Source organism: Streptomyces sp. NPDC052043, from assembly GCF_044548235.1.
In the GTDB taxonomy this organism is placed as follows: Bacteria; Actinomycetota; Actinomycetes; order Streptomycetales; family Streptomycetaceae; genus Streptomyces.
Genome location: NZ_JBIUBT010000018.1, coordinates 18498 through 39748 on the forward strand (window position 1 = coordinate 18498; position 21251 = coordinate 39748).

Below are 21251 nucleotides of genomic sequence, written 5' to 3' on the forward strand. Positions count from 1 at the left end.
CTTGTCACGGAGACCGGACATCCCGTGGAGTCTCTGCTCTAAGGCATCCAGGAGCGATGCTCCATCGACGGCTACGGCGTCGACTTAGGAGTCATCGGCGGTTCCGGAAGATCTGGGTGTACTTCCCGGGCGAAGACTTCCAGAGCGTTTCAAAGCTGATCGGAATTCCGTCGATGCCGAGCAGTCTGGCAGCGAACTTCGGATTCTTCGCGGATCACTGTCTGGACGACTGAGCGGGGCGCGCACGGGATCCCGGCACAGGGGCATGAAACGGACCGTTGCTACAGGGCTCGAGCTTCCCCGGTGCGCACGAGCGCGGACGCCGACCGTCCCTGGTGTGGAGTCCGCAACTCCCCGGTCCGCGCCCGCCCGTGTTCCTTCCCCTCGGGGGCCGGCCGGGCGCGTCGGCGCGCCCGGCCGGCCCGACGCCACGGTTGCGAGAGGAGCCGGTGTGAGCAGGGACCGTGCCGGGGCGGCCGATGCGGAGCTGGCGGCCGTACTGTCGCTGTTCCAGCGGCTGTCGCCCGTCGAACGGGTGGTCTTCGTCCTGCGCGAGGTGTTCCGGTGCGGATACCCGGAGATCGCGTCGGCTCTGGGCCGTACGGAAGAAGCGTGCCGCCGGCTCGCCGGTGCCGACGGCAGGACCGAATCCCCGCCATGGCCCCGGCGTATCGTCGGCGTCGAGAACGTGGCCCGGGCCCTTGCCACGATCGTCCCGCCGCTCGTCCGGCTCGGCGTCACCCTGGAGCCGCGCGAGGTCGAGGGCCGGCCGGGAGCCGTCTTCCGCGACCGGAACGGCAAGGTACTGCACGCCGTGGTGGTGCTCGACATCGCCGACGGGCGGATCCAGACGATCCACCTCCGGTGCCGGCGCGACCGCGGCGGCCCGTCGAACTGAACTCTCTGACCGCCCGCCCCGGTACTTCCTCATCGTGTTGTCCGGCCGGCGCTGTGGCCGCCGGCGACATCGCCGGACATCTGGGCTGGCGCGAACGGTCCGGGGAGCGCACGGCCGGCGGGCCCGCCGTGTGGACCAGCCATGAGGCGCTGGGTCTTGCGGTATGGGCTGCCCGCCACGCAGTCCAGTACCGCGGCGGCCTGGACTGACGCACGCCCATGTACCAATCAGGTAGAACAAACCTATTGCCGGATTTCGTCTGGCTGATCCCAATCCTGTCGGGTTGTCAGTGCCTAGCCCTACCGTCGACGAGTAGACCTCCGATGGTGAAGGCGGTGCGTGTTGGCGAACGTCGTGTGGCACAAGAAGCTGTAGCTGCCGCTCTCAAAGGCCACCCGTTCGACGCCGATCCAGCAGGGGCGGTGGGATTTGACGTAGCGCCAGAAGCTGGTGGAGGCACTCACCGGGGGGAACGACTGCGGGTCCACGAGGGAGCAGGCAAGCGGGGGGACAGGCCGGCGTCGCCGCCTGCCGCCGGTGTCCCGCCGTCGCCACCCGCCATCACACCGACGACGAACTGTCCACGCTGGTGGCCGACCCGGCCACCAGCATGGGCGACATCGACGCCCACTTCGCCGGGGCTCCTGAGGTTTTGCGGTGGGCGACCGGGCGTCGCGCTCCACCTTGGACCTGTCCCGCGGCAACCGCCGCGGGACGGGTCACTGCCTCGACGACCAGCACGGCGCCCGCGAGGAGCGTGGCGCGCACTCCGAAGTGCGCGGCGACCGGGCCCGCGGCCATCTCGCCCAGGGGCAGTGCCACGAACGAGCCGAGCGCGTCGTAGGAGTACACCCGGGCCAGCCGGTCCGCCGGGATGTTCTCCTGCAGCGACACGTCCCAGGCCACGCCGAACTGTTCGAGGGCGGCGCCGTTCGCGAACATCGCGACGCGCAGCAGCAGGGCGCCCGGTGCCTCGGCGAGCACCACCAGGGGAAGCGACTCGACCGCCACCAGTGCGACGCCGATGAGCAGCGCGTGCCGGGCCCGGGAGCGAGCGGCGAGGACACCGTCGGCGACCGCCCCCGCCATCTGCGCGGCCAGCACCACGCCCCACGCGCCGCGCCCGAACGTGGCGTCGGCGACGATCGGCCCGACCACCTGCACACCGCCCGCGATGACCGCGTTGACCACCATGAACTGTGCCACCACGATCCACACCCAGCGGCGGGCGGTGAACTCCTGCCGGCCCTCCCGCAGTTCACGCAGCGGGCGGGTCCGCTCGGCTGGGGGAGTGCGCCTCTCGTCCTTCGGCTTCACGCCGAAGAAGCACACCGCGGCCCCGACGAACGCCACCGCATTGCCCAAAAGTCCCCAGCCGGGGCCGAACACGGCGGCGACGACGCCCGCGAGCGACGATCCGGCGATCGCACCGAGGTTGGTGCCCATACGCATCACGGCGTTGGCCGGACGGATCAGATCGCCCGGTACGGTCTGCGGGGTGAGCGCGGCGGAGGCGGGCAGGGACAGGGCGGCGAGCGCGCCGTTGAGGACGCTGAGCAGCACGAGCAGCGGGATGGACGTGGCGTCCAGGAGCACGCTCAGGGCGATGGCCGCCTGGACCGCCGACGCGCCGAGCACCGAACCCTGCAGGACGAGGGTGCGTCGCACCCGGTCCGCCACCACCCCGCCGAGCAGCAGCAGAGCCACGTTCGCCAGCGAACGCGCCCCCACCACGTGCGCAGGTCGGTGGCCCGTCCCGTGGCGTCGAGGACGGCGAACGCGAGCGCGACCGGGGCCATCGCGTTGGCGAAGTACACCAGCAGACGTCCGGCCGCCAGGTGCCGGAACGGCCGGTGCCTCAGAGGCGCCCAGGAGCGCCCGCCGCCCGGGGTATCCGTCGCGCTGTCCATGATGTTCATGCTGTCGTGCGCTCCATTCCGGGCGCTGCCAACGAGGCGTTGGTGTCCGTGCGTGTGCCCGTCTCCGGTGCCGGGCCCACCGTGACGTGCACCCGCGCCACCGTAATCCCGAGATCCTGAACCGCGTACGGGCAGAAGTAGTACGCCTGCGGGGTCGCGCCCGGTGCCACCCGGACCGTGAACGAAACGTGCACCCGCTCTCCCGGTGCCATCGCCTCCACACGCCGCAGCGCCGGGCCGACCTTCGCGTCCAGGTAGACCGGTAGCACCATACCCAGATGGACCGCTCCGGCCCGTCGCGCGACCGCCTCGACCACCACGTCCAGCGTGCCGCTGGCGGCGATGCCGTCCGGCGCCTTCACCCGCAGACCGAACTCGTCCGCAAGGGAGTTGGCCACGTCGCCGCAGCGGGCGCACACCACCTGCACGGTGTCGGTGACCGCCGGCACCCGTCCCCGCCGCCGGTAGGCCCGCAGACCGCGCCCGCAGGCGCACCGCGCGTCGAGCTCGTACGGCGGATCGGCGACGCTGTGCTCACCGAAGCAGGTCGGGAACTGACGCACCGGGCCGTCGCGGTGCTTGGCGTAGTCCATGGCGAGGCCGAAGACCACACCGATCATGAAGATCGGCATCGTTGTCATGATCGGACCGGGCTGCTCGATACCGAAGACGTCGGCACCCCAGCCCAGTTGGAACACCGCGACCACCGCGCCGAGCGCCGCGCTGACCGAGAGCAGGAATCCGAGGGCGGCCCTGAGCGGCACCAGGATCGAGCGGAACACCAGGAGCAGCAGGAAGGCCAGGCCGACGAACAGCCCCAGGTAGGGCAGCAGTACGTCGGACAGGGTGCGCGAGAAGTCGATGAACAGCTCGGTCTGGCCGGCCACCAGGATCTCGGTGGCACCCGCTGACGCCTCCGGCGTGGCGTGCTGCCAGCTGATGGTCGACGACGCCCGCCACCGCGACGTCCTGGCCGCCGAACGCGAGGAACGAGCCCGCATCCGAAGCGAGAAGAGCACCCTCTGGGGCGGACCCCCTCTCACCACAGCAGCCCGACCCCACCGGGCGAACCAATGCGGCCACAGCTCCGGTCGAGCCCCAGTGAAGTGATCTGGCTCACACCCTGTCACAGAGGCCGGTAGCGCGGTGTCTTGAGGTCGAACACGTGGAAACGGAGGAGACAGAATGACCAGGAACACGCATGTGGTGGTGATCGGTGGCGGATACGCGGGCGTGATGGCCGCCAACCGGCTGACGCTGCGCGACGACGTGACCGTGACACTGATCAACCCGCGCCCGGACTTTGTCCACCGGGTCCGCCTGCACCAGCTGGTGGGCGGGTCCGACGACGCAGTCATCGCCTACCAGGACGTCCTGGCCGAGGGCGTCCGGCTGGTGGTCGACACCGTGACCCGGATCGACGCGGCCGAGCACAGCGTGACGCCTGCGACCGGCGGCACGCTCGACTACGACTACCTGATCTACGCCGTGGGCAGTGGCAGTGGCAGTGGCAGTGGCAGTGCCGGACCGAGCGTGCCGGGCGCGGCCGAGTTCGCCTACCCGATCGCCTCCCTGGAAGCGGCACAGCGGCTGCGCCCGGTCGTCGACGCCGCTCCCGCGACGGCCCCGGTGACGGTCGTCGGCGCCGGTCCCACCGGCATCGAGACCGCCGCCGAGCTGGCGGAACAGGGCCGCCGGGTGACCCTGGTCTGCGGCGGCGTTCTCGGCCCGTACCTGCACACCCGGGGCCGGCGCTCGGTCGCGCAGCGGCTGGCCGAGCTCAAAGTGACCGTCATCGACGGCCCCGACGCGAAGGTGACAGCGGTGACCCGCGACACCGTGCGGCTCGCCGACGGCCGTGAGCTGCCCAGCGAGGTCACCGTCTGGACCGCCGGCTTCAGCGTTCCGGACCTGGCCGCCCGCAGCGGGCTGAGCACCGACGCCGTGGGCCGCCTGCTCACGGACGAGACGCTGACAAGCGTGGACGACGCGCACATCGTCGCCGCCGGGGACTGTGCGGCACCGTCCGGCCTGCCGCTGCGGATGAGCTGCCTGAACGCGATACCGCTGGGCGCGCGGGCCGCCGACACCGTGCTCAGCCGACTCGCGGGTGAGCAGCCGGACAACCTCCACCAGTCGTTCTCCGCCCAGTGCGTCAGCCTGGGCCGAAGCACGGGCATCTTCCAGTTCGCCAACAGGTCCGACGTCGCGGTGTGGCTGCACATCGACGACGGCCTGGGCGCCAGGATCAAGGAAACGGTCTGCAAGGGCATCCCCAAGCACCTGTCCGAAGAGGCACACAAGCCCGGTTCGTACAGCCTGCACCGCGTTCCGGGAGGCGCCGGCAAGCGCCGGCAACTGCTGCGTGCCCACCGCGCCGAGGTACCTGCCGTCGCCGACCGGGCAGCCTGACCGCCGGGTGCTGCCAGGATCCTGCCGTGGACGCACGCGAACGCGGTCGGCCGCCCGGGCCGACCGCGAAGGACGAGGAAGAGGGACGAAGATGAGCGACGACGCCACCGACCCGGCGACCGAGGCGTTCCTCGCCCACCGCAACCTGCTCTTCACCGTCGCCTACGAGATACTCGGATCGGCGGCCGACGCCGAAGACGTCCTCCAGGAGACCTGGCTGCGATGGGTCAAGGCCGACCAGGGTCAGGTACGCGACCAGCGCGCCTACCTGGTCCGGATCACCACCCGCCAGGCACTCAACCGGCTGCGCACCATGAAGCGCCGCCGGGAGGCATACGTCGGCACCTGGCTGCCCGAGCCGCTGCTCACCGCGCCGGACGTGGCCGAGGACGTCGAACTCGCCGAGAGCGTGTCGATGGCGCTGATGCTCGTCCTCGAGACGCTGTCACCGACCGAGCGCGCCGTCTTCGTGCTGCGCGAGGTCTTCGACATCGACTACGACGAGATCGCGGCCGCCGTCGACAAGAGCCCCGCAGCCGTCCGCCAGATCGCCCACCGCGCCCGCCGGCACGTCGAATCCCGCCGCCCCCGCCGGCTGGTCTCCTCGAGCCAGGGCCAGGCGGTCCTGAAGTCGTTCCAGCACGCGATCGAAACCGGGGACCCACAGACCCTCCTCGAGGTGCTCGCCCCCGAGGTCGTCCTGATGAGCGACGGCGGCGGCGTCAAACACGCCGCGCTGCGGCCGGTCACCGGCGCCGAGCGGGTGGCCCGCATGTTCGCCGGCGGCATCGGCAAGCTCAAAGGCACGCTCACCGCCGAACCGACCGTGGTCAACGGCAACCCGGCACTCCTCGTCCGCCTGGACGGCGACATCGACGGCGTCATGGCGATCCACGTCGAGGACGCCCGCATCACCAGCCTCTACTACGTCCGCAACCCGGAGAAACTGTCCCACGTCGCATCCGCGACCCCGCTCACCCTGCGCTGAACACCACCGATCCCCGACGCGCGAACGCCAAGCAGGGAGTAGGGAGTTCGGTCCTGTGCATGCGGGCTCTGCTGCAGGAGATGTCGGGGTGGTCGACGTCAAGGACGCGCTGGGGTGCGCGGTCGTAGGCGCTCTCCCTGCGGCCCGAACATGATCAGGTACTCGACCGGGCCGCCGGGTCCGGCGTTCGCCACTCCATGGGCGGTACGGGTGTCGAACTCGGCCACCTCCCCGGCGCTCAGGACGAGGTCCTGCTCCCCGAGCGCCAGCCACAGCCGCCCGTACAGGACGCACAGCCATTCGTACCCGTCGTGGGAGACCTGCCGCGGCCGCGTCGGTGGCGCGTCAACGGCGGGCAGGACGTGCTTGTGGGCGTGCAGGCCCCCCACGTACCGGGTCAGCGGCAGCACCGCCTTGTCGCCGGGACGCTGCAGCATCGGGGTGCGCGGTCCGGCCGCGGCGACGGGCGCGGTGCCGGCCAGCTCGTCCAGGGAGATGCCGTACGCCTTCGCGAGGTGCAGCAGCACCTCCAGGGTCGGCTTGCGCCGGCCGGTCTCGATCCGCGACAGCGTGCTCAGCGAGATCCCGGTCGCACGGCTGACGCCGGTGAGCGTGGCGCCGCGCTGCTCACGCGCGGCCCGCAGCCGGGGGCCCATGGCCGCCAGCGTGTCGGCTACGCCGTCGTCCGTCACCATCGCCCCGCTCCCTCCGGCCGTGCCGCTTCCACCACCCTGACCTGCCAGTTTGCCAGCATGGCAAGGATACTCGCGTCGGGTGGCCACAGCGCCGCATGATCGGTGGACAACCGCGGCCACCCGTGAACGAGGAGAAGCCATGCACCAGCCCGCGCCGTCCACCGACCTGCGCCACCGCACCATCGAGGCACCCGCCGGGCGCCTGCACCTGGTCGAGCAGGGCACCGGACCGCTGGTCCTGCTCGTCCACGGCTTCCCCGAGTCCTGGTACTCCTGGCGCCGCCAGCTCCCGGCCCTCGCGGCGGCGGGGTACCGGGCCGTGGCGCTCGACGTGCGCGGCTACGGCCGCTCCTCCACACCGGCCGCGACGGACGCCTACCGGATGCTCGACCTGGTGGAGGACAACGTCGCCCTGGTACGCGCCCTGGGCGAGGAGAGGGCGGTGGTCGTCGGGCACGACTGGGGCTCCAACATCGCGGCGGCCTCCGCCCTGCTCCACCCCGAGGTCTTCCACGCCGTCGGACTGCTGAGCGTCCCCTACGCGCCGCCCGGCGGCCCCCGCCCCACCGACGTCTTCGCGCAGATGGGCGGCGACGAGGAGTTCTACGTCTCCTACTTCCAGGAGCCCGGCCGGGCCGAAGCGGAGATGGAACCCGACATCCGGGGCTGGCTCGCGGGCTTCTACGCGGCCCTGTCCGCCGACACCATGCCCGCCCAGGGCGAGCCCGACCCGCACTTTGTGGCCCGCACCGGCGGCCGGCTGCGTGACCGCTTCCCCGGCGGCAAGCTGCCCACCTGGCTGACCGAGGACGACCTCGACGTGTACGCCGGGGAGTTCGAGCGCACCGGCATGACCGGCGCCCTCAACCGCTACCGCGCCATGGACCGCGACTGGGAGGACCTCGCCCAGTACCGCGGCGCCCCCATCAAGCAGCCGTCCCTGTTCATCGGCGGCGCCCTGGATGCCTCCACGACCTGGATGGCCGACGCGATCGACGCCTACCCAGCCACCCTCCCCGGCCTGACCTCCACCCACATCCTGGACGGCTGCGGGCACTGGATCCAGCAGGAGCGCCCCGAGGAGGTCAACCGCCTGCTGACCGCCTGGCTCGCCTCCCTCCAGGACTGAATCACCGGCCGTGCCCGCCGTCACCGCGCCCGCTCCGGGCGGTCCGCCGGCCCCGCGGCGGAGGCGAATGACGCTGCCCAGCCAGGAGGTCAGCGGGCCGCCGTAGTCGGTGCCGGCCGGCGGCCCCAGCCACTCCCGCCCGGCCTGCGCGAGCCTCGCCCACCCCGTCTTCTACGCTGCTGCCAAGCCAGGGCTCACCAAGCAACAACCACCACCGGGCTCTTGCCGGTCCTGGCCACTGCCCAGCTTCACAAGATCACGACGCGAACGCTGTCCGTACGCGCTCCGTACGCGAAATGTGCGCTTCACGCTAGGGTCGGGGACAGGAGGTTCTGTATGCCCGAGCTGTTCGACGCGGTCGACGCGCTCATCGCGTCCCGTTCCCCGTTGCCGCCCCCGGCGGAGCGCAGGCGGCTGCGCCAGGCACATGGCCTGACGCTGGACGAGGTGGCCGCCGCACTGCAGGTGCGGCGGGCGACGGTCAGCGGCTGGGAGGCAGGCAGGACCGAGCCGCGGCCGCCGGAGCGTGACGCCTACGCCCGCATGCTCGAGCAACTCGCCCAGCTCTACCCCGCCGACCCCAACGCCGCGGCGCCCGCGACGGACACGACGGTCCCCGAGACACCTGCCGTCCCATCCGCTCCCGCGTCAACGAGAGCCGAACCGCCCCAAGCCCGCACCGAACCCACAGGCCCGATCCTGGAGCCCGCGTCCGAGAACACCGCACTGCGCCCCGCCGCTGTACCGCATCCGGCGGCCGCGACCAGGCCGACATCGCGCCGCCCGCCCGCGCGGAAAGCTACCCCCGCCGGTAGCACCGATACGCGGTTCGAGAACGGTCCGCTCGTGGTCGTCGACGTCGACGCCGAGGGCCAGGCGCACGCGTACGGCGTCGGCGGCCTGATCCTGAACGTGCCCGCCAAGACCATCCCGTCCCTGGTGGAGTGGACTCTTAAGGAAGCGAAGCTCGGGCAGCCGAAGCTGTCGGGTCCGGGCAAGGACGCCGACCCGTTGCTGGTGCTCACCGAGGCCGCGCTGAAGCGTTACGGCCTGCCCACCACCCTCACTCAGGAGGAGCGGCTGGCCGGGCGGATTCCGGAGGGCCACAAGGTCGTCAAGCAACTCGCCCGCACGGAGTGGAAACTGACCCAGCGCGGGTTCGGGCCGTGGGCGCGGATCTACCGCCCCGCGCAGGGTTCGGAGCGGGCCTGCGTGCAGCTGTGCATCCCCTCGTGGAACGCGCTGGACGCCCGGCACTGGGGCCAGGCCGGTCAGCTACCGCCGATGGAACTCGCGCGCGTGCTGGGCGTGTACGCGTCGCGGGTGATGACGCCGCGCGGCTCAACGGCCGTGACCGGCCTGGAGCTGATGACCGCCCTGCACCCGCCGACCCGCGCCTCGGAGCCGGACGCCGACGGTAAGCGGCACTCCGAGCACAACCCCGGCTCGCTGGGCAAGGACCCGGTGGACTGCGCGCCGTGCGAGGCCCCCGACGGGCACCCGCTCCTGGCGGACCTGCCGCGGTTCCACGTGCGCGGCCCGGCGGAGAAGCTGTTCGAGGAGGCCTACGACTGGGCGCGGCCGATGACGGATGCCGAGTGCACCCTGCGGCACCTGGTCGGCATCGACGTGAACATGGCCTTCGCCGCCGGCGCGAACGGCCTGGTCGTCGGCCTCGGCGCGCCGACACACGTGAAGGCGCCGGTGTTCGATGCGAAGCTGCCCGGCTCGTGGCTGGTGGACCTCAGCCATGTGGATCTGTCGAGGGTGAAGGTCGGCAAGGACAAGTGGGCGGACCTGGACGCGAGTCTGCTGCCCAGCCCGTTCACGCCGAAGGGCGAGCGCCCAAAGGGGCCGGCCTGGTACGCGACGCCGACCGTGGCGTACGCGGTGGAGCTCGGCTACGACGTCACGCCGCTCGAGGCGTACGTGCGCCAAGACAACGGCCGCTACCTGGACGGCTGGTACAACCGGCTGCGTGACGCCTTCCTCGCCACGATGGCCGACCTCGGCGTGGACGCGAACATGGCGCCGGCCGACTTCCTCGCGGCGATGGACTGCTACAAGGAGCGCGACCCGCAGCTGGCGATCGTCGTCGCGGCGGTCAAGGCGACGGTGAAGGGCGGCCTGGGCAAGCTGCGCGAGCGCCCGCGCGGGGAAGGCTGGCGCCCCGGCGAGCCGTGGCGGGCACTGTCCCGCCCGACGTGGCGGCCGGACATCCGCGCGGCGGTCATCTCCCGCACCCGGATCAACCTGCACCGCAAGATCATGAAGCATGCGGCATTCACCGGCCAGTACCCCGTCGCCATCCTGTCCGACTGCGTCGTCTACGCGGCAGGCGGCACCAGCCCGCTGGACTTCCTGCCCTACCGGGACGGCAAGCCGCTGCCGGGCGGTTTCAAGCTCGGCATCAACCCGGGCCTGGTCAAGCACGAGGGCACCCAGTCCGTCCTGTGGGGCGAAGAGGTCCGCGAGCGGTTCAACGCCCCGGAGCTCAACCTCGCCCGGTACATCAAGGACGGCACCGTCACCGACATCGACAGCGGGGAGTAGCAGGAGATGAGCCTGTTCGGGGACGGCCTGGACGCCGCGGTGCAAAAGGCGTTCACCCGCCCGGCACCCAAGAGCGCGGGCGCCCGGATGCGGTACCTGGTCAAGCAGCTCAAGGGCACCAAGCCGGTCGCCCAGATGCTGCGGATCTCCCAGCGCACCGTCGAGCGGTACGTGAAGGACCAGATCAAAAAGCCCCGCCCGGACCTCGCCGCGCGCCTGGAGCGCGAGGTGAAGGCCCGGTGGCAGCCGCAGATCCGGGCCAAGGCCCGGCAGAAGGCGGCGACCACGGACGGCATCGTCATCGACACCCGCGCCCGCCTCGGCTACACCGCACCGATCGGCTCCACGGACCAGGACCGCATCCGGCACCTGACCGTCGCCCTGCCACCCCGCTACGCCGCCCGCCTCTTCGATGCCCAGGAGCAGGGCGCCACCGAGCAGCGCCTCGAGGAGATCGCCGCCGAAGCGCTCAAGGACGTGTACTTCCAGGACAACGGCCACCGCGCAGGCCAGCTGGAGGAGGTCCGCTTCACGGACATCGAGCACCTCGAGTTCGACCTGTAGCAGCCGCACCCCGAACAGCCCGCGAGCCCGGACCGAGTGACGACGCCCCGGCACCGCACCTGCCTTGAGCAACAGCTTCACGGGGCCGCCAGTGCTGAGCCTTCGAGCCGTGAACGCCCCGGTAATGCGGGTGAGTTGCCGATTTCATGGGCGTGCACCCAACTGATTATGATCTTGGCTATGACTGTGCAGAACCCTGACAAACCCCCTTCCCGTAAACAGAGACTTCAGGAGAGGCAGCGCCGTGAATTGGCGGTGGTCGACACCGTGGACAAGGCCGAGGCCAAGGTCCGCAAGGCGGAGGTCGAACTGGCCGTGGCGGTCACCGAGGCAGTGCAGGTCTTCGGCGACGAGCAGTCCGCGTCCGAGGGACTCGACATGCCGGCCGAAGCCGTCCGGCGCTTCCTCGGCATGACACGGGACGAAATGGCCGGGAGCGACAACGGCGCCGAGGACGAGGGCACATCCTGAGCTCGGCGTTCGTGGCGAGCCGTGGGGCGAGAACGGTGTCGAATCCCCGTACCCCTGCGGGCAACATCACCCGGAACGGGTCAGCCGCTGACCCGGTCGGCCCGGGAAAGGTGGGCGATGTGCCGTCGCCGCGCCCTTCAGTCCCCCGCCGCCATCCGCCGTACCACCGCCAGCGCCTCGCGCACTGCCCCCGGGATGTCCGTCACCGGGAAGCGCGCCTGGCGCACCACGCGGTTGCGGTCCACCACCAGTACCGCCCGCTTCAGCCGCAGTGCCTGCCCGGCGCGGAACACCGGTAGCCGCAGAGCGGCGGCGAGGCGCAGGTCGACGTCCGAGAGCAGGACGAAGGGGATGCCCTCCTCGACTGCGAACACCCGCTGCTCATCCGGGCGTTGCGTACTCACGCCGCGCACCTCGGCGCCCGCCGCGCGGAAGTCGTCGTACGCGTCCCGGAACAGCCGGTTTTCCAGTGTGCAGCCGATGGCACCCGGGATGTCGGCCCAGTCGTCCGGCAACGGGGCCGGGCGACCGGTTGCCGGGTAGCAGAACAGGACGGTGGCCGCAGCCTCGGCCACCGGGTCCAGCGGCTCACCGTCCCGGTGCCCCGGCAGCTTGAGGCGCGGCAGCCACTCGCCCAACAGGCCCGCCACCCGCCGCGCCTCGGCGCTCTCCTCGTCGGCCGTGCCGCTCAGCGAGCCGTTGCCGAGCAGCCAGCGGTCCGCCCAGTCCTGCATCGAGAGCAGCACGGGCAGCAGCCCCCGCCCCCTCTCCGTCAGCCGGTACTCGTACCGCACCGGGCCGCTGTGATACGGAACTTTCTCCAGGACGTCCGCCTCCACCAGGTGCGCAAGGCGCTCGGTCAGCACCTTGCGGGAGATCCCCAACTCCTCCTGGAGCGCGTCGAACCGGTGGTGCCCGCGTGCGGTCTCCCGCACCAGGAGCAGGCTCCACCAATCGCCGACCACCGCCGCCGCCTGCGCGATCGCACAGGCGGCGTCCCGCTCGGGCACCGACCTGACCATGGGTCTCCCGTCGTCCGGACGCAACGTCCCGTCTTCGAAACCATCTTGCGCCATGCGGTCAGTTCCCGATAGGAACTCAATCGCAACCAGGTAAGTTCCCATAAGAGACTCACTGGAGGGTGGGCGTCGCATGAGCGAGACACCGACGGTCCCGGAGCACGATCGCCGCAGCACCCACCACGCGACCTCGCCTCCGGTCGTCTTCTGGCGCTACTGGGCCGCCGCCACCGTCAGCAACGCGGGCACCGCCGTCACCGCCCTCGCTCTCCCCCTGATCGCCCTCACCGTCCTCGACGCCACCGCGCTCCAGGCCGCCCTGCTCGCCGCCGCCGGACAGATCTCCTGGCTGCTGCTCAGCCTCCCGGCCGGAGTGATCGCCCAGCGCGTCCCGCTCCGCCGCCTCCAGGTCACCCTCGATCTCGTACGGTTCGTCGCCGTCGGATCCCTCCCGCTCGCCTGGTGGCTCGACCGGCTCAGCTACCCGCACCTGTTGCTCGCCGCTCTGGTCACCGGCGCCGCGACCGTACTCTTCGACATCGGCAACTCGACCTTTCTGCCCGCCATCGTCCCGAACCGACAACTCGCCGCCCGCAACAGCCTGATGTCCGGCACGCACGCCGTCACCGAGACCGCAGGGCCCTCCGGGGGCGGCCTCCTCGTGCACGCCGCGGGCCCGGTCGGCGCGCTCCTCGTGGACGCGGCCAGCTACCTGCTCTCCGCCGTACTGCTGCGTACCCTGCCCGAGCGCCGTCCCGCCTCCCGCACCGGCGACGGAGCTCTCCGGCTGATCCGCGAGGGCTGGACGTACGTGACACGGCACCCAGTGATGCTGCCCTGCATGCTCTGGGCCACCGCCACCAACTTCGTCTGCGCCGCCCTGGTCGCCCTCACGCCCCTCTACCTGGTCCGTGAGGCCGGACTGACGCCCGTACAACTCGGCCTCGTACTCGCCACGGACGGAATCGGCGCGCTCGCCGGATCCGCCGTGGCGGTCCGACTGACCCGACGGTTCGGCACCGCCCGGGGACTCGTCGGAACCGCGCTGGCCGGCGGTACTGCCGCCCTGCTGGCCCCGCTGACCACGTCCGCAGCCGACGCGTACTGGTTCGCCCTGGGCAACGCCGGCTTCGCCTTCGGCGTCGTCATCGGGTCGATCACCACCCGCACCCACCGCCAGGCCGAGTCCCCGCCCGAGCTCCTCTCCCGTGTCATGGCCACCGTCCGCTTCGTCTCCTGGGGCGCCCAGCCGCTCGGCGCCCTCGTCGCCGGCCTGCTCGCCACCTACGCGGGGACGCACGCGGCCCTGTGGACGGTGTGCACAGCCGCGCTCCTGCCGCCGCTGTACCTGCTCACGGTCCCGGTGGGCCGCCGCCGGGACCTCGCCTGACACCAAACGCCCCAGGCCGGGCCGGCAGCGCAGGCTTTCGGGGGGTGGGCAGAGCCGGCATCGGCGACGGGCGGCGCCGTCGTGGACTTTGACGGTGGTCGCCGTTTGGCACCGGGCACGTTTCGGACGGTCTGTCACCGTGCCGTCTGACGGTACCGGGGAGGTGATCCACTGGCCGTCGTCCCGGCGAGGGACTGGTTCGACGGGCCACACCCCGCTCCATGTCCTTCACCATGGGTCGAAGATCGCGCAGCGTGGTCCGGTCATTGACGGCAGCCTGCTGCTGATCGGCACTGAGCCGTGTATCGGCTGGTTGCCGTCAGCGACCGGCTTCGCTCAGACTCCCGGTTCCTCCGGTGCCGTCGGCGGCTCGGTGGGCGTCGGGGCGGGCGGGCGGAGGAGGACGGCCCGGGCCACGGGCGGGGTGAACAGGATGGTGACGGGTGTGCGGAGGGTCAGTACGGAGCGGAAAGCGGGCCCGACTACGGGGTCGCCGGGGTAGCGCTCCAGGACACGCTGCAGGTACCAGTCGGCGACGCGGTCCGCCGGTCCGGCGGCTGCCGCGGTGCCCACCGCGCCCGGCATGTTGCGGTCCGCTCCGGCAGAGATGTCCCACGCCTGCCGGGACGCGGCGAGCAGCGCCCGCTGCACGCGCCGCGTCGTGGGGGTCCGGCGCGGATCGGCCAGTGCGTCGCGCAGGGCGAGGGCGCTCATCGCGGCGACGGCCATGCCCTGCCCGTAGATCGGGTTGAAGGCGCACAGGGCGTCGCCGGTGGCGAGGAATCCGGCAGGGCGGCGGCCGGGCAGGTCGTAGCGGCGACGGATGTTCGAGGTCCGACGATGGCCGAACGCCGGCGAGAGAGGTTCGGCCTCGTCCAGCCACTGGTGCAGGAGCGGATGCGGCAGCCGCTTCTTGGCGTACGTCACGAACTCGTCGTCGCCCGTGGGCGGCTCGTCACCGCGCAGCCCCGACACGACGACCAGGTGGGTGCCGTCCTCCAAGGGCAGCGCACCACCGCCGTGGACCTGGGCGGGACTGGGGTAGACGTAGTAGCCGCAGGTGTCGCCGTCAAGGACGCCGCTCCTGCCGCGGTAGACGCGGGAGGCGTACGCGAGACCTGTGTCGATGGCCTCCTCGTGTGGGGACTCGGCCCCGATCGCCGTGAGCCACTGCCGGGCCTTCGTGCCCCTGCCGGAGGCGTCGACGACCAGGTCGGCCTCGAGGGCCCGTTGCTCCCCTCGGGCATCGCCGGAGCGGTCCTGCAGCAGCACGCCCCGCACGCGCGAGGCGTCACCGAGGAGCCCGACGGCATCGGCCCCCTCCACCACGCTGATCACCGGATCGGCGAGGACGCGCCGACGCACCAGCTCCTCCAGTTGCGCGCGGGAACCCGTGTAGATGTGCGTCGTCGCGGGCAGCCGCCGGAACCAGCGCCCGTCCTGCCTCTGCACCATGTCCGACGGCATGCCCACACGGGGCGCACCCGCCGCCCGCAGCTGTGCCAGGAAGCCCGGCAGCAGCGACTCCAGGGCCACCTGCCCACCCTCCAGCAGGACATGTGGATGCCGGCCCTGCGGTACACCGGGCCGCGCCATCGTGCCGTCCGGGAACCGGTCGCGCTCGACGACGGTCACCCGGTCGGCGTGCTTGGCGAGGACCTGCGCCGCGAGCAGCCCCGCAAGGCTCCCGCCCACGACGACCGCATGCCGCGCGCTCCGCCCGCCGCCCCCACTCCAACGACCCGCCCTTCCCGTAGATTTCACTGATGCGCCCCCTGGTCGCCCCGTCGTCGGAAGACACCAGTATCCCGCTCCACAGGGCGCGTTGGCCGCGTTCCGGCGCTTCCCGCCACTCGATGGCCAGGAATCCGCATCTCAGCTGGCAGATCGCCCTGTGCGGGTCCTTCACTCGTTGGTGTGAGATCTCTGGCCGACGCCTCACACCGCCAGCCGATGCTCTGGGAGCTCTGCCGACTGGAGGGCGGTTTTGCTCAGTGCTCGTGCGGCGACACGCAGCCGGCCCGTGATCGCGGCCGAGGTCATGGAAGTGCCCATGACGTCGCCGACGACCAGGGCGACCCGCAGTTCCCCGGCGGTCGCGCCCTGCACGACCCGCGCCCCGGCGAAGCGCGCACGCCCGGCCTCGGCCCGCGAGCCGCTACCTGCCATGCGCGCGTCACAGTCATGCGGTGATGTTGGCGCTGTCGCCGCCGGTGACCGCGAAGCTGGTACCGCTGACCATCCGCGCCTCCTCCGAGGCGAGGAACACCACCAGCGGGGCCACGTCCTCCGGCTCGACCCACGACACGCCGAGCGGAAGCTTCTTCCGCTCGGCGTCCGCCGCGGTCCGCTCGTCCTTCTCGACATCACCGGTGGGCTCGTTGCCGCCGGTGCGGATGATCTGTGCGTAGCGGTCCCCGTGCCGAGTGAGCTTCGTGTCGATCAGCCCCGGGATCACGGCGTTGACCGTGATCCCGTACTGCCCGAGATCCAGAGCCGCCGACTTCATCAGCCCGATCAGCCCCCACTTCGACGCCGAATAGCCGGCGCCGTCGAGGGTGCCGTGCTGACCCTGCGTGGACGAGGTGACGATGATCCGCCCGCCGCCGCGCTCGACCAGCAGCGGCGCGGCGACCCGGAGCACGTTGGCGGTGCCGGTGAGGTTGATGTCAATCTGGTCCTGCCACAGCTCGTCGCTCATCTCCAGCAGGGAGGCGAAGCCCTGCACGCCGGCGTTGGCGAACACGACGTCGACGCCGCCGAAGCGGTCAGCGACCGCGGCGAACCCGTCGCGGACGGCCGCCTTGTCACGCTGGTCGAAAACGACCGGAAGCCACTCGGCACCGGCCTCCTCCACGAGCCTCCCGGTCTGCGCGAGATCTTCGGCGGTCGCGGGCTCGTAGTCCATCGCCGAACTCGCCAGTGCTGCGATATCGGCTCCAGCCACCCGGTACCCGGCCCTGGCGAACGCAACAGCGGTGGCACGCCCGATCCCCCGCGCCGCGCCCGTCGCAACTACGACTCGACCATCGCTCATAGTGCTCTCCTTGGTTTGGGCTCCGACGGCCGTGCACACGCCGGCCACGAGGAGCGCGCCGGCTCCAGACCAGGAGTGCGCCGAGAGCGCCGCCCGCACCCGTCGAGACGACCGCACCGCACAAGAAACATGCCACGCTCACGAGACCGAGCAACTGGGCGCACGGCGTAAGACACCGGCAAAGACCCTACGTCCCGCGACCAGTATCCGGATGAGTACAAGGCTCTGCCGGCCGAACTGGGGGCCCAATAGCAGAGCCGCCCGTCGGCCCCGCTCACCTTGCCTGTATGGAGGAGAGCGGGGCCGTTTGGCTACCGAACACGGCCGTTGCACAACCTGTCGGTTCCGGCGTCTACCGAGAGCCCCCGACGCCTACTTCACCTGGCTCGCCGTCAAACGCCCAACCTTTCACGTAAGCAGGCCACCCGCCGACCGCACCTTTTCGAACACGGCCTGGCGCATCGGCGTGTGTGGGATTCCTGGGCGGGGCTGCGGGGCCTGGAGGCCAGTGCGGTTTGGCCGTTGACCTTCGGTCGTCGGCCGGAGGACACGGTGAGGCTGGCAGCGCCAGCACTGGATCCGTCGCAGGAGCGCTTGGTACTTGACCAACTCCTGGATCAGCAGCATGCCTTTCCGGCAGTCGCCGGCCGCTGTTGAGCTATCGTCGGGACTGCCTGCCAGGCGGGGGGCATCAGCCGCGTGCAGCGGGCGCCGCGGTAGGTGCGGGAGGCGGCCATGGCCGCGGTCCCCAGGCCCCGGCGGCGGCCAGCACCGCGGCCGCGATGACCGCCTCGACCGTGGAAACGGAGTCGCCCGTGCGTAGGGTGGCCACCGACCAGCCCCCAGGTACGCGGCCAGCGCACCATGCCCGCAGCCGCGGAGGACGCCGAGGGCCGTGCAGCTGAGGGCCGCGAGGGCCAGCGCGCACGCGGTGAGCAGCCAGGTCGTCAGCGCCCATGACGAGCCCGGCCACAGCACGCCATGCTGCTCCTCCCTCAGCCACTCCCCGGGCAGCGCGGTCTCCTCAGGGGCGTGTCCTCACCCCACGGCCTGGAAGATCGCCAGCGCCACCACCAGAAGCAGGACCAGGACAAACACCGCCAGGACGGGCGTCAGGACTGTCGGGCGCCAGCTCCTCCGCGGGGCTTTCTGTGGGGGGCCGAGCTCGGAAACGCCTGACTCGGCGGGCGGTGTAGCGCCGGCAGCCATCTGGTGGTCCTCCGGAATGGAGAGACCTTCGTCCGGCAGCTCTTCATGGGTTCCGGCCATCATGTCCTCCTCATCCGCCGGAAGCCAGGCCCCTGCCCTCCCTGCCTCACCTGGGGCGAACTTCGAGACGAGCGCGTTCTCCGGAGTCCCTCAGAACCAAACTCCTCGCACGGAGAAAGCATCTATGCGAAACGAACGTAGCGGCCTCCGGAAAGCGCCGGGTGCCGACGCGAAGAGCCGCACTGCGCCGTGGGAACAGAATTCGTCGCGGCTCGCTCGCCGGGCACCTTGGCGGGTCGTCCTTCGGCCCGAGTGGCCTCCGATTTGGCGCTTATTCGGTGCCTACCCACGCGAACCGGATCTATACACCCAGACATGTCCGGAAGGGAAGGAGCGGTTTTTCTGATCAGTAGTTGGTGGTCTGGCCTGCACTGATCAGTTTGTGGTGCGTCGGCGGGGCGGGGGATTGCAGTGTGCCAGTAGCTGCAGTGATTGTGGGCGCTGTGCTGGAGCAGGGGGCCTGACCTGCGGCTTTGTCAGTTGGCTGGTGGGGTGATCAGGTCGTTTCATCTGCGCTGCTGCGCTGCTGCGCTGGGTTGGGGGAGTCAGCCCTCAGCGCGTGGCCCTGCCTGACGCCGAGGCAGACCGCGCGCACGGTGCCGCTCGCTCTGCGTGGACGACCTCCCGGCCCATGGGCCGCAGACCGGGCAGGTCACCGACGGCCGACCGGATATGTTCCGCGCGGTGCAGCGCGGCGTCCAGGAGGTCGTACTCCTGTTCGACCATCTGGCGGCGCCAACCGTCGAGGGTCCCGTACACCAGGGACGACGCGCTGGTGACGGAGGAGAACCGTGGCGACAACGGCGAACGCCACCACCCCAAGGTGCCCAGGGCAGCGCCACACACGTCATCACGGTCATGCCTGAGGCCTTCTGCCCCGTACGGAGGGTGAACCGATGGGAGCAGGACGCCGCCAGCAGGCCAGGCGTGGGCGGTCCTCGGGTTCCGCGCGAGATGGGCCTATATCGTAAGTAACCGGGCATATGGACGGTATTACTCCTCCTCCTGGAAGATCGGAGGCCCCGGTGATTGCGCTCGGAGTCATCCTCCTCATCCTCGGTTTCGTGTTCGGCATCTCCATCCTGTGGACCATCGGGATCGTGCTGCTGGTGATCGGTGCCATCCTGTGGGTCCTCGGAGCACTCGGACACGCTGTCGGCGGACGACGTCACTACTGGTGATTGCCGGTGGACCTCACCACGGCACTCATCGCTCCTGCGGACGGTTTTCGCGTGTTGCCACTCGGTCGACGACGGCACCAGGACGAGGGGATCATGGCCGGTACCTACCGCCCAAGGCACCCTCGCGGCTGGCGGCTTGACGAAATCCCTACGGCCTCAGAGGGTGCCGACGTTGGCGAGACCTGCGGCATTCCTGGCGTCACCTCAGCACACCTCAGTGGGGGCGGGATCGACGCCCGGGTGTGCACGGTTGAGCTGCTGCCCGAGAAGGCGGCGAGCCTCGTAGGGCTGCCGCCGCTGACCGGTGCGTGCCCACCCACTTACGGAAACTCGCTTTCTGGGCCACCTGGTGTTCCCGAAGCTGAATACCCAGCATTCCCGCACTCCTCCTCTGCCTTCTCTTCCCCTCGCTTCGGAAATCACAGGGACGGCGTGAAGGGCGGGACGGACACCGTGCCGTCCTCACCCACGACGATCCGCTCGGCAAGCTGGGCCAGGACCTGAGAGGGGCGCAGCCCCGCCCGGTCCGCCATCACCTGGATCAGCCGACTGGACGCGGCGGACAGCCAGACCTCCGCTCGCAACTCATCCGCTTCCTCCCGCCGCCGTTCCCCGAAGGCGGCCTGTGCCCCAAGAGCACCAGCAAACCGTTCCTCACGCTCGCGAGCCCACACCGAGCCCTGAGCATCCCGTTCCGGCTCGTACACGCTCCAACCGACCGCAGTCATCAAGTCCCTGACGCGCCGCCACTCAGCATGCTTGGCCAGCCAGATGACAGCCAACCGCTCCCGATCCATCTCGAACTCGTAGAAGGAACCGTTCCCCCTCAACTGCTCCGCGGTTTCCCGCTCACGGACAGCGGCCTCCGTGATTTTCTCCGCAACGGCAGCGACGTCCAGGCCACTCGCCTGACGCCGGACCTGATCCCGCGCCACGTCCTGAGCACTCCACATGAGCTTTCCCTTTTCCGGAAGCGCGGGCATCTGGACCCGCATCTGACAAATCCGTTAACGATCACTAAGTGCTGTCCCGTAAATGATCTATGCCATGCATGACCAGCGTCGTTTCCCGGTCACCCGGCGAGGGTGAGGTTGTGCAGGCAGGCGATGCCGAGCATGGCATGGTGGACGCCGTCGCCTTTCAGGCGGCAGTCGCGGAGGATCTTCCAGGTCTTCATGCGGGCGAAGGTGTGCTCGACGCGGGCGCGGACCCTTCGGTGGGAGCGGTGGTGTTCTTCTTTCCAGGCCGCAAGTTCGGTCTGACCGGGTTCGCGGCAGTGGGGGATGACCAGGCCGGTGCCGCGGTAGCCGCCGTCGGCGATGACCGTGGTGCGGCCGACGGCGTCCTTCGCGCCGGACAGCTCCCACGCCTTGCAGTCGTCGCGGTTGCCGGGCAGGGGCCGGCCGACGGCGACGACGAGCCAGGCGTCGGCGTCGATGACGACCTGGTGGTTGGTGGAGTACCGGTAGTTCTTCGACTGCTCGGCGACGGCGTGGTCGCGGGTGGGGACCAGGGAGCCGTCCACGTCAGGTTGGTCCGCCAGTACGCGGCAACCAGAAGCACCCGGTCTTCCAACGGCAGGCTCCACGGCCGGCCCTTGCGAACCGGCTCTGCGCCCTCGCGCCGCAGCGCGGTGATCAGCTTGCCGAACTGCCGTGGGCTCAGTCCGCTGAACGGGGTTATCCAGGAAGGCTCTGACGCCGTGATCACACCGGTCACTCCGTGA

At 70.8% G+C, this 21251-nt stretch carries 17 protein-coding genes and 3 pseudogenes; 9 read left to right on the forward strand and 11 right to left on the reverse strand.

The window, feature by feature from the left end:
- Positions 1–451 precede the first annotated feature (451 nt).
- The gene (locus ACIHCX_RS33505) at positions 452–898 is read left to right on the forward strand and encodes a sigma factor-like helix-turn-helix DNA-binding protein (RefSeq protein WP_400036299.1); all 447 of its coding nucleotides are present in this window, start codon (positions 452–454) and stop codon (positions 896–898) included.
- A 561-nt stretch (positions 899–1459) separates the two neighbouring features.
- Here the strand turns inward: ACIHCX_RS33505 and ACIHCX_RS33510 are convergent.
- Positions 1460–2605, reverse strand: a complete 1146-nt coding sequence (locus ACIHCX_RS33510; RefSeq protein WP_400036301.1) for an MFS transporter — start codon at positions 2603–2605, stop codon at positions 1460–1462.
- A gap of 796 nt (positions 2606–3401) precedes the next feature.
- Positions 3402–3731 (reverse strand): annotated as a pseudogene (locus tag ACIHCX_RS33515) (MMPL family transporter); the annotation flags it as partial.
- 271 nt (positions 3732–4002) lie between these two features.
- Between ACIHCX_RS33515 and ACIHCX_RS33520 the strand changes: the two are divergent.
- Both ACIHCX_RS33520 and ACIHCX_RS33525 read left to right on the forward strand, forming a co-directional pair.
- On the forward strand, positions 4003–5229 hold the full coding sequence (locus ACIHCX_RS33520; RefSeq protein ID WP_400036303.1) for an NAD(P)/FAD-dependent oxidoreductase: 1227 nt from the start codon (positions 4003–4005) through the stop codon (positions 5227–5229).
- Positions 5230–5320: 91 nt separating this feature from the next.
- A complete protein-coding gene (locus ACIHCX_RS33525) occupies positions 5321–6217 on the forward strand; it encodes an RNA polymerase sigma-70 factor (protein WP_400036305.1) in 897 nt (298 codons plus the stop codon).
- Between the two features lie 98 nt (positions 6218–6315).
- On the opposite strand, the gene ACIHCX_RS33530 is transcribed toward ACIHCX_RS33525, so the two are convergent.
- Positions 6316–6909, reverse strand: coding sequence for a helix-turn-helix domain-containing protein (locus ACIHCX_RS33530; RefSeq protein WP_400036539.1), 594 nt, complete (start codon positions 6907–6909; stop codon positions 6316–6318).
- 142 nt (positions 6910–7051) lie between these two features.
- On the opposite strand from ACIHCX_RS33530, the gene ACIHCX_RS33535 reads away from it, so the two are divergent.
- The 4 genes from ACIHCX_RS33535 (at position 7052) to ACIHCX_RS33550 (ending at position 11629) form a co-directional block, all read left to right on the forward strand.
- Entirely contained in the window at positions 7052–8041 is a 990-nt protein-coding gene (locus ACIHCX_RS33535) for an alpha/beta fold hydrolase (RefSeq protein ID WP_400036307.1), read from the forward strand.
- A gap of 336 nt (positions 8042–8377) precedes the next feature.
- Positions 8378–10594, forward strand: coding sequence for a telomere-associated protein Tap (tap, locus tag ACIHCX_RS33540; RefSeq protein WP_400036309.1), 2217 nt, complete (start codon positions 8378–8380; stop codon positions 10592–10594).
- A 6-nt stretch (positions 10595–10600) separates the two neighbouring features.
- Positions 10601–11158, forward strand: coding sequence for a telomere-protecting terminal protein Tpg (gene tpg, locus ACIHCX_RS33545; RefSeq protein WP_400036311.1), 558 nt, complete (start codon positions 10601–10603; stop codon positions 11156–11158).
- A 180-nt stretch (positions 11159–11338) separates the two neighbouring features.
- Positions 11339–11629: a hypothetical protein gene (locus tag ACIHCX_RS33550; RefSeq protein WP_400036313.1), complete on the forward strand. Its 291-nt coding sequence runs from the start codon at positions 11339–11341 to the stop codon at positions 11627–11629.
- Between the two features lie 137 nt (positions 11630–11766).
- Here the strand turns inward: ACIHCX_RS33550 and ACIHCX_RS33555 are convergent, their stop codons facing one another.
- A complete protein-coding gene (locus tag ACIHCX_RS33555; RefSeq protein ID WP_400036315.1) occupies positions 11767–12651 on the reverse strand; it encodes a winged helix-turn-helix transcriptional regulator in 885 nt (294 codons plus the stop codon).
- Between the two features lie 130 nt (positions 12652–12781).
- Here ACIHCX_RS33555 and ACIHCX_RS33560 point away from each other — a divergent pair, with 130 nt between their 5' ends.
- On the forward strand, positions 12782–14038 hold the full coding sequence (locus tag ACIHCX_RS33560) for an MFS transporter (protein ID WP_400036317.1): 1257 nt from the start codon (positions 12782–12784) through the stop codon (positions 14036–14038).
- Between the two features lie 336 nt (positions 14039–14374).
- On the opposite strand, the gene ACIHCX_RS33565 is transcribed toward ACIHCX_RS33560, so the two are convergent.
- The 5 genes and pseudogenes from ACIHCX_RS33565 to ACIHCX_RS33585 all read right to left on the reverse strand — a co-directional run bounded on the left by ACIHCX_RS33565 (position 14375) and on the right by ACIHCX_RS33585 (position 19145).
- Positions 14375–15733: an FAD-dependent oxidoreductase gene (locus ACIHCX_RS33565; RefSeq protein ID WP_400036319.1), complete on the reverse strand. Its 1359-nt coding sequence runs from the start codon at positions 15731–15733 to the stop codon at positions 14375–14377.
- Positions 15734–16038: 305 nt separating this feature from the next.
- Positions 16039–16120, reverse strand: a pseudogene (locus ACIHCX_RS33570) (hypothetical protein); the annotation flags it as partial.
- 100 nt (positions 16121–16220) lie between these two features.
- Positions 16221–17075, reverse strand: a complete 855-nt coding sequence (locus tag ACIHCX_RS33575) for an SDR family NAD(P)-dependent oxidoreductase (protein WP_400036321.1) — start codon at positions 17073–17075, stop codon at positions 16221–16223.
- A gap of 1038 nt (positions 17076–18113) precedes the next feature.
- Positions 18114–18347 carry a DUF6480 family protein gene (locus tag ACIHCX_RS33580; RefSeq protein ID WP_400036323.1) on the reverse strand — a complete coding sequence of 78 codons (234 nt, stop codon included), beginning with the start codon at positions 18345–18347 and terminating at the stop codon, positions 18114–18116.
- Positions 18348–18896: 549 nt separating this feature from the next.
- Positions 18897–19145, reverse strand: a complete 249-nt coding sequence (locus ACIHCX_RS33585; protein WP_400036325.1) for a hypothetical protein — start codon at positions 19143–19145, stop codon at positions 18897–18899.
- A gap of 224 nt (positions 19146–19369) precedes the next feature.
- On the opposite strand from ACIHCX_RS33585, the gene ACIHCX_RS33590 reads away from it, so the two are divergent.
- On the forward strand, positions 19370–19525 hold the full coding sequence (locus ACIHCX_RS33590) for a DUF6131 family protein (protein WP_400036327.1): 156 nt from the start codon (positions 19370–19372) through the stop codon (positions 19523–19525).
- 419 nt (positions 19526–19944) lie between these two features.
- Here the strand turns inward: ACIHCX_RS33590 and ACIHCX_RS33595 are convergent, their stop codons facing one another.
- Both ACIHCX_RS33595 and ACIHCX_RS33600 read right to left on the reverse strand, forming a co-directional pair.
- Positions 19945–20520, reverse strand: coding sequence for a hypothetical protein (locus tag ACIHCX_RS33595; protein ID WP_400036329.1), 576 nt, complete (start codon positions 20518–20520; stop codon positions 19945–19947).
- Positions 20521–20597: 77 nt separating this feature from the next.
- A pseudogene (locus tag ACIHCX_RS33600) lies at positions 20598–21244 on the reverse strand (transposase).
- Positions 21245–21251 lie beyond the last annotated feature (7 nt).

Bases quoted from the DNA above. Each gene is read 5' to 3' on its own strand.
- ACIHCX_RS33520 (WP_400036303.1), top strand. From the start codon at position 4,003: ATGACCAGGAACACGCATGTGGTGGTGATCGGTGGCGGATACGCGGGC.
- ACIHCX_RS33525 (WP_400036305.1), top strand. From the start codon at position 5,321: ATGAGCGACGACGCCACCGACCCGGCGACCGAGGCGTTCCTCGCCCAC.
- ACIHCX_RS33535 (WP_400036307.1), top strand. From the start codon at position 7,052: ATGCACCAGCCCGCGCCGTCCACCGACCTGCGCCACCGCACCATCGAG.
- tap (WP_400036309.1), top strand. From the start codon at position 8,378: ATGCCCGAGCTGTTCGACGCGGTCGACGCGCTCATCGCGTCCCGTTCC.
- tpg (WP_400036311.1), top strand. From the start codon at position 10,601: ATGAGCCTGTTCGGGGACGGCCTGGACGCCGCGGTGCAAAAGGCGTTC.
- ACIHCX_RS33550 (WP_400036313.1), top strand. From the start codon at position 11,339: ATGACTGTGCAGAACCCTGACAAACCCCCTTCCCGTAAACAGAGACTT.
- ACIHCX_RS33555 (WP_400036315.1), bottom strand. From the start codon at position 12,651: ATGGTCAGGTCGGTGCCCGAGCGGGACGCCGCCTGTGCGATCGCGCAG.
- ACIHCX_RS33560 (WP_400036317.1), top strand. From the start codon at position 12,782: ATGAGCGAGACACCGACGGTCCCGGAGCACGATCGCCGCAGCACCCAC.
- ACIHCX_RS33575 (WP_400036321.1), bottom strand. From the start codon at position 17,075: ATGAGCGATGGTCGAGTCGTAGTTGCGACGGGCGCGGCGCGGGGGATC.
- ACIHCX_RS33580 (WP_400036323.1), bottom strand. From the start codon at position 18,347: ATGATGGCCGGAACCCATGAAGAGCTGCCGGACGAAGGTCTCTCCATT.
- ACIHCX_RS33595 (WP_400036329.1), bottom strand. From the start codon at position 20,520: ATGCGGGTCCAGATGCCCGCGCTTCCGGAAAAGGGAAAGCTCATGTGG.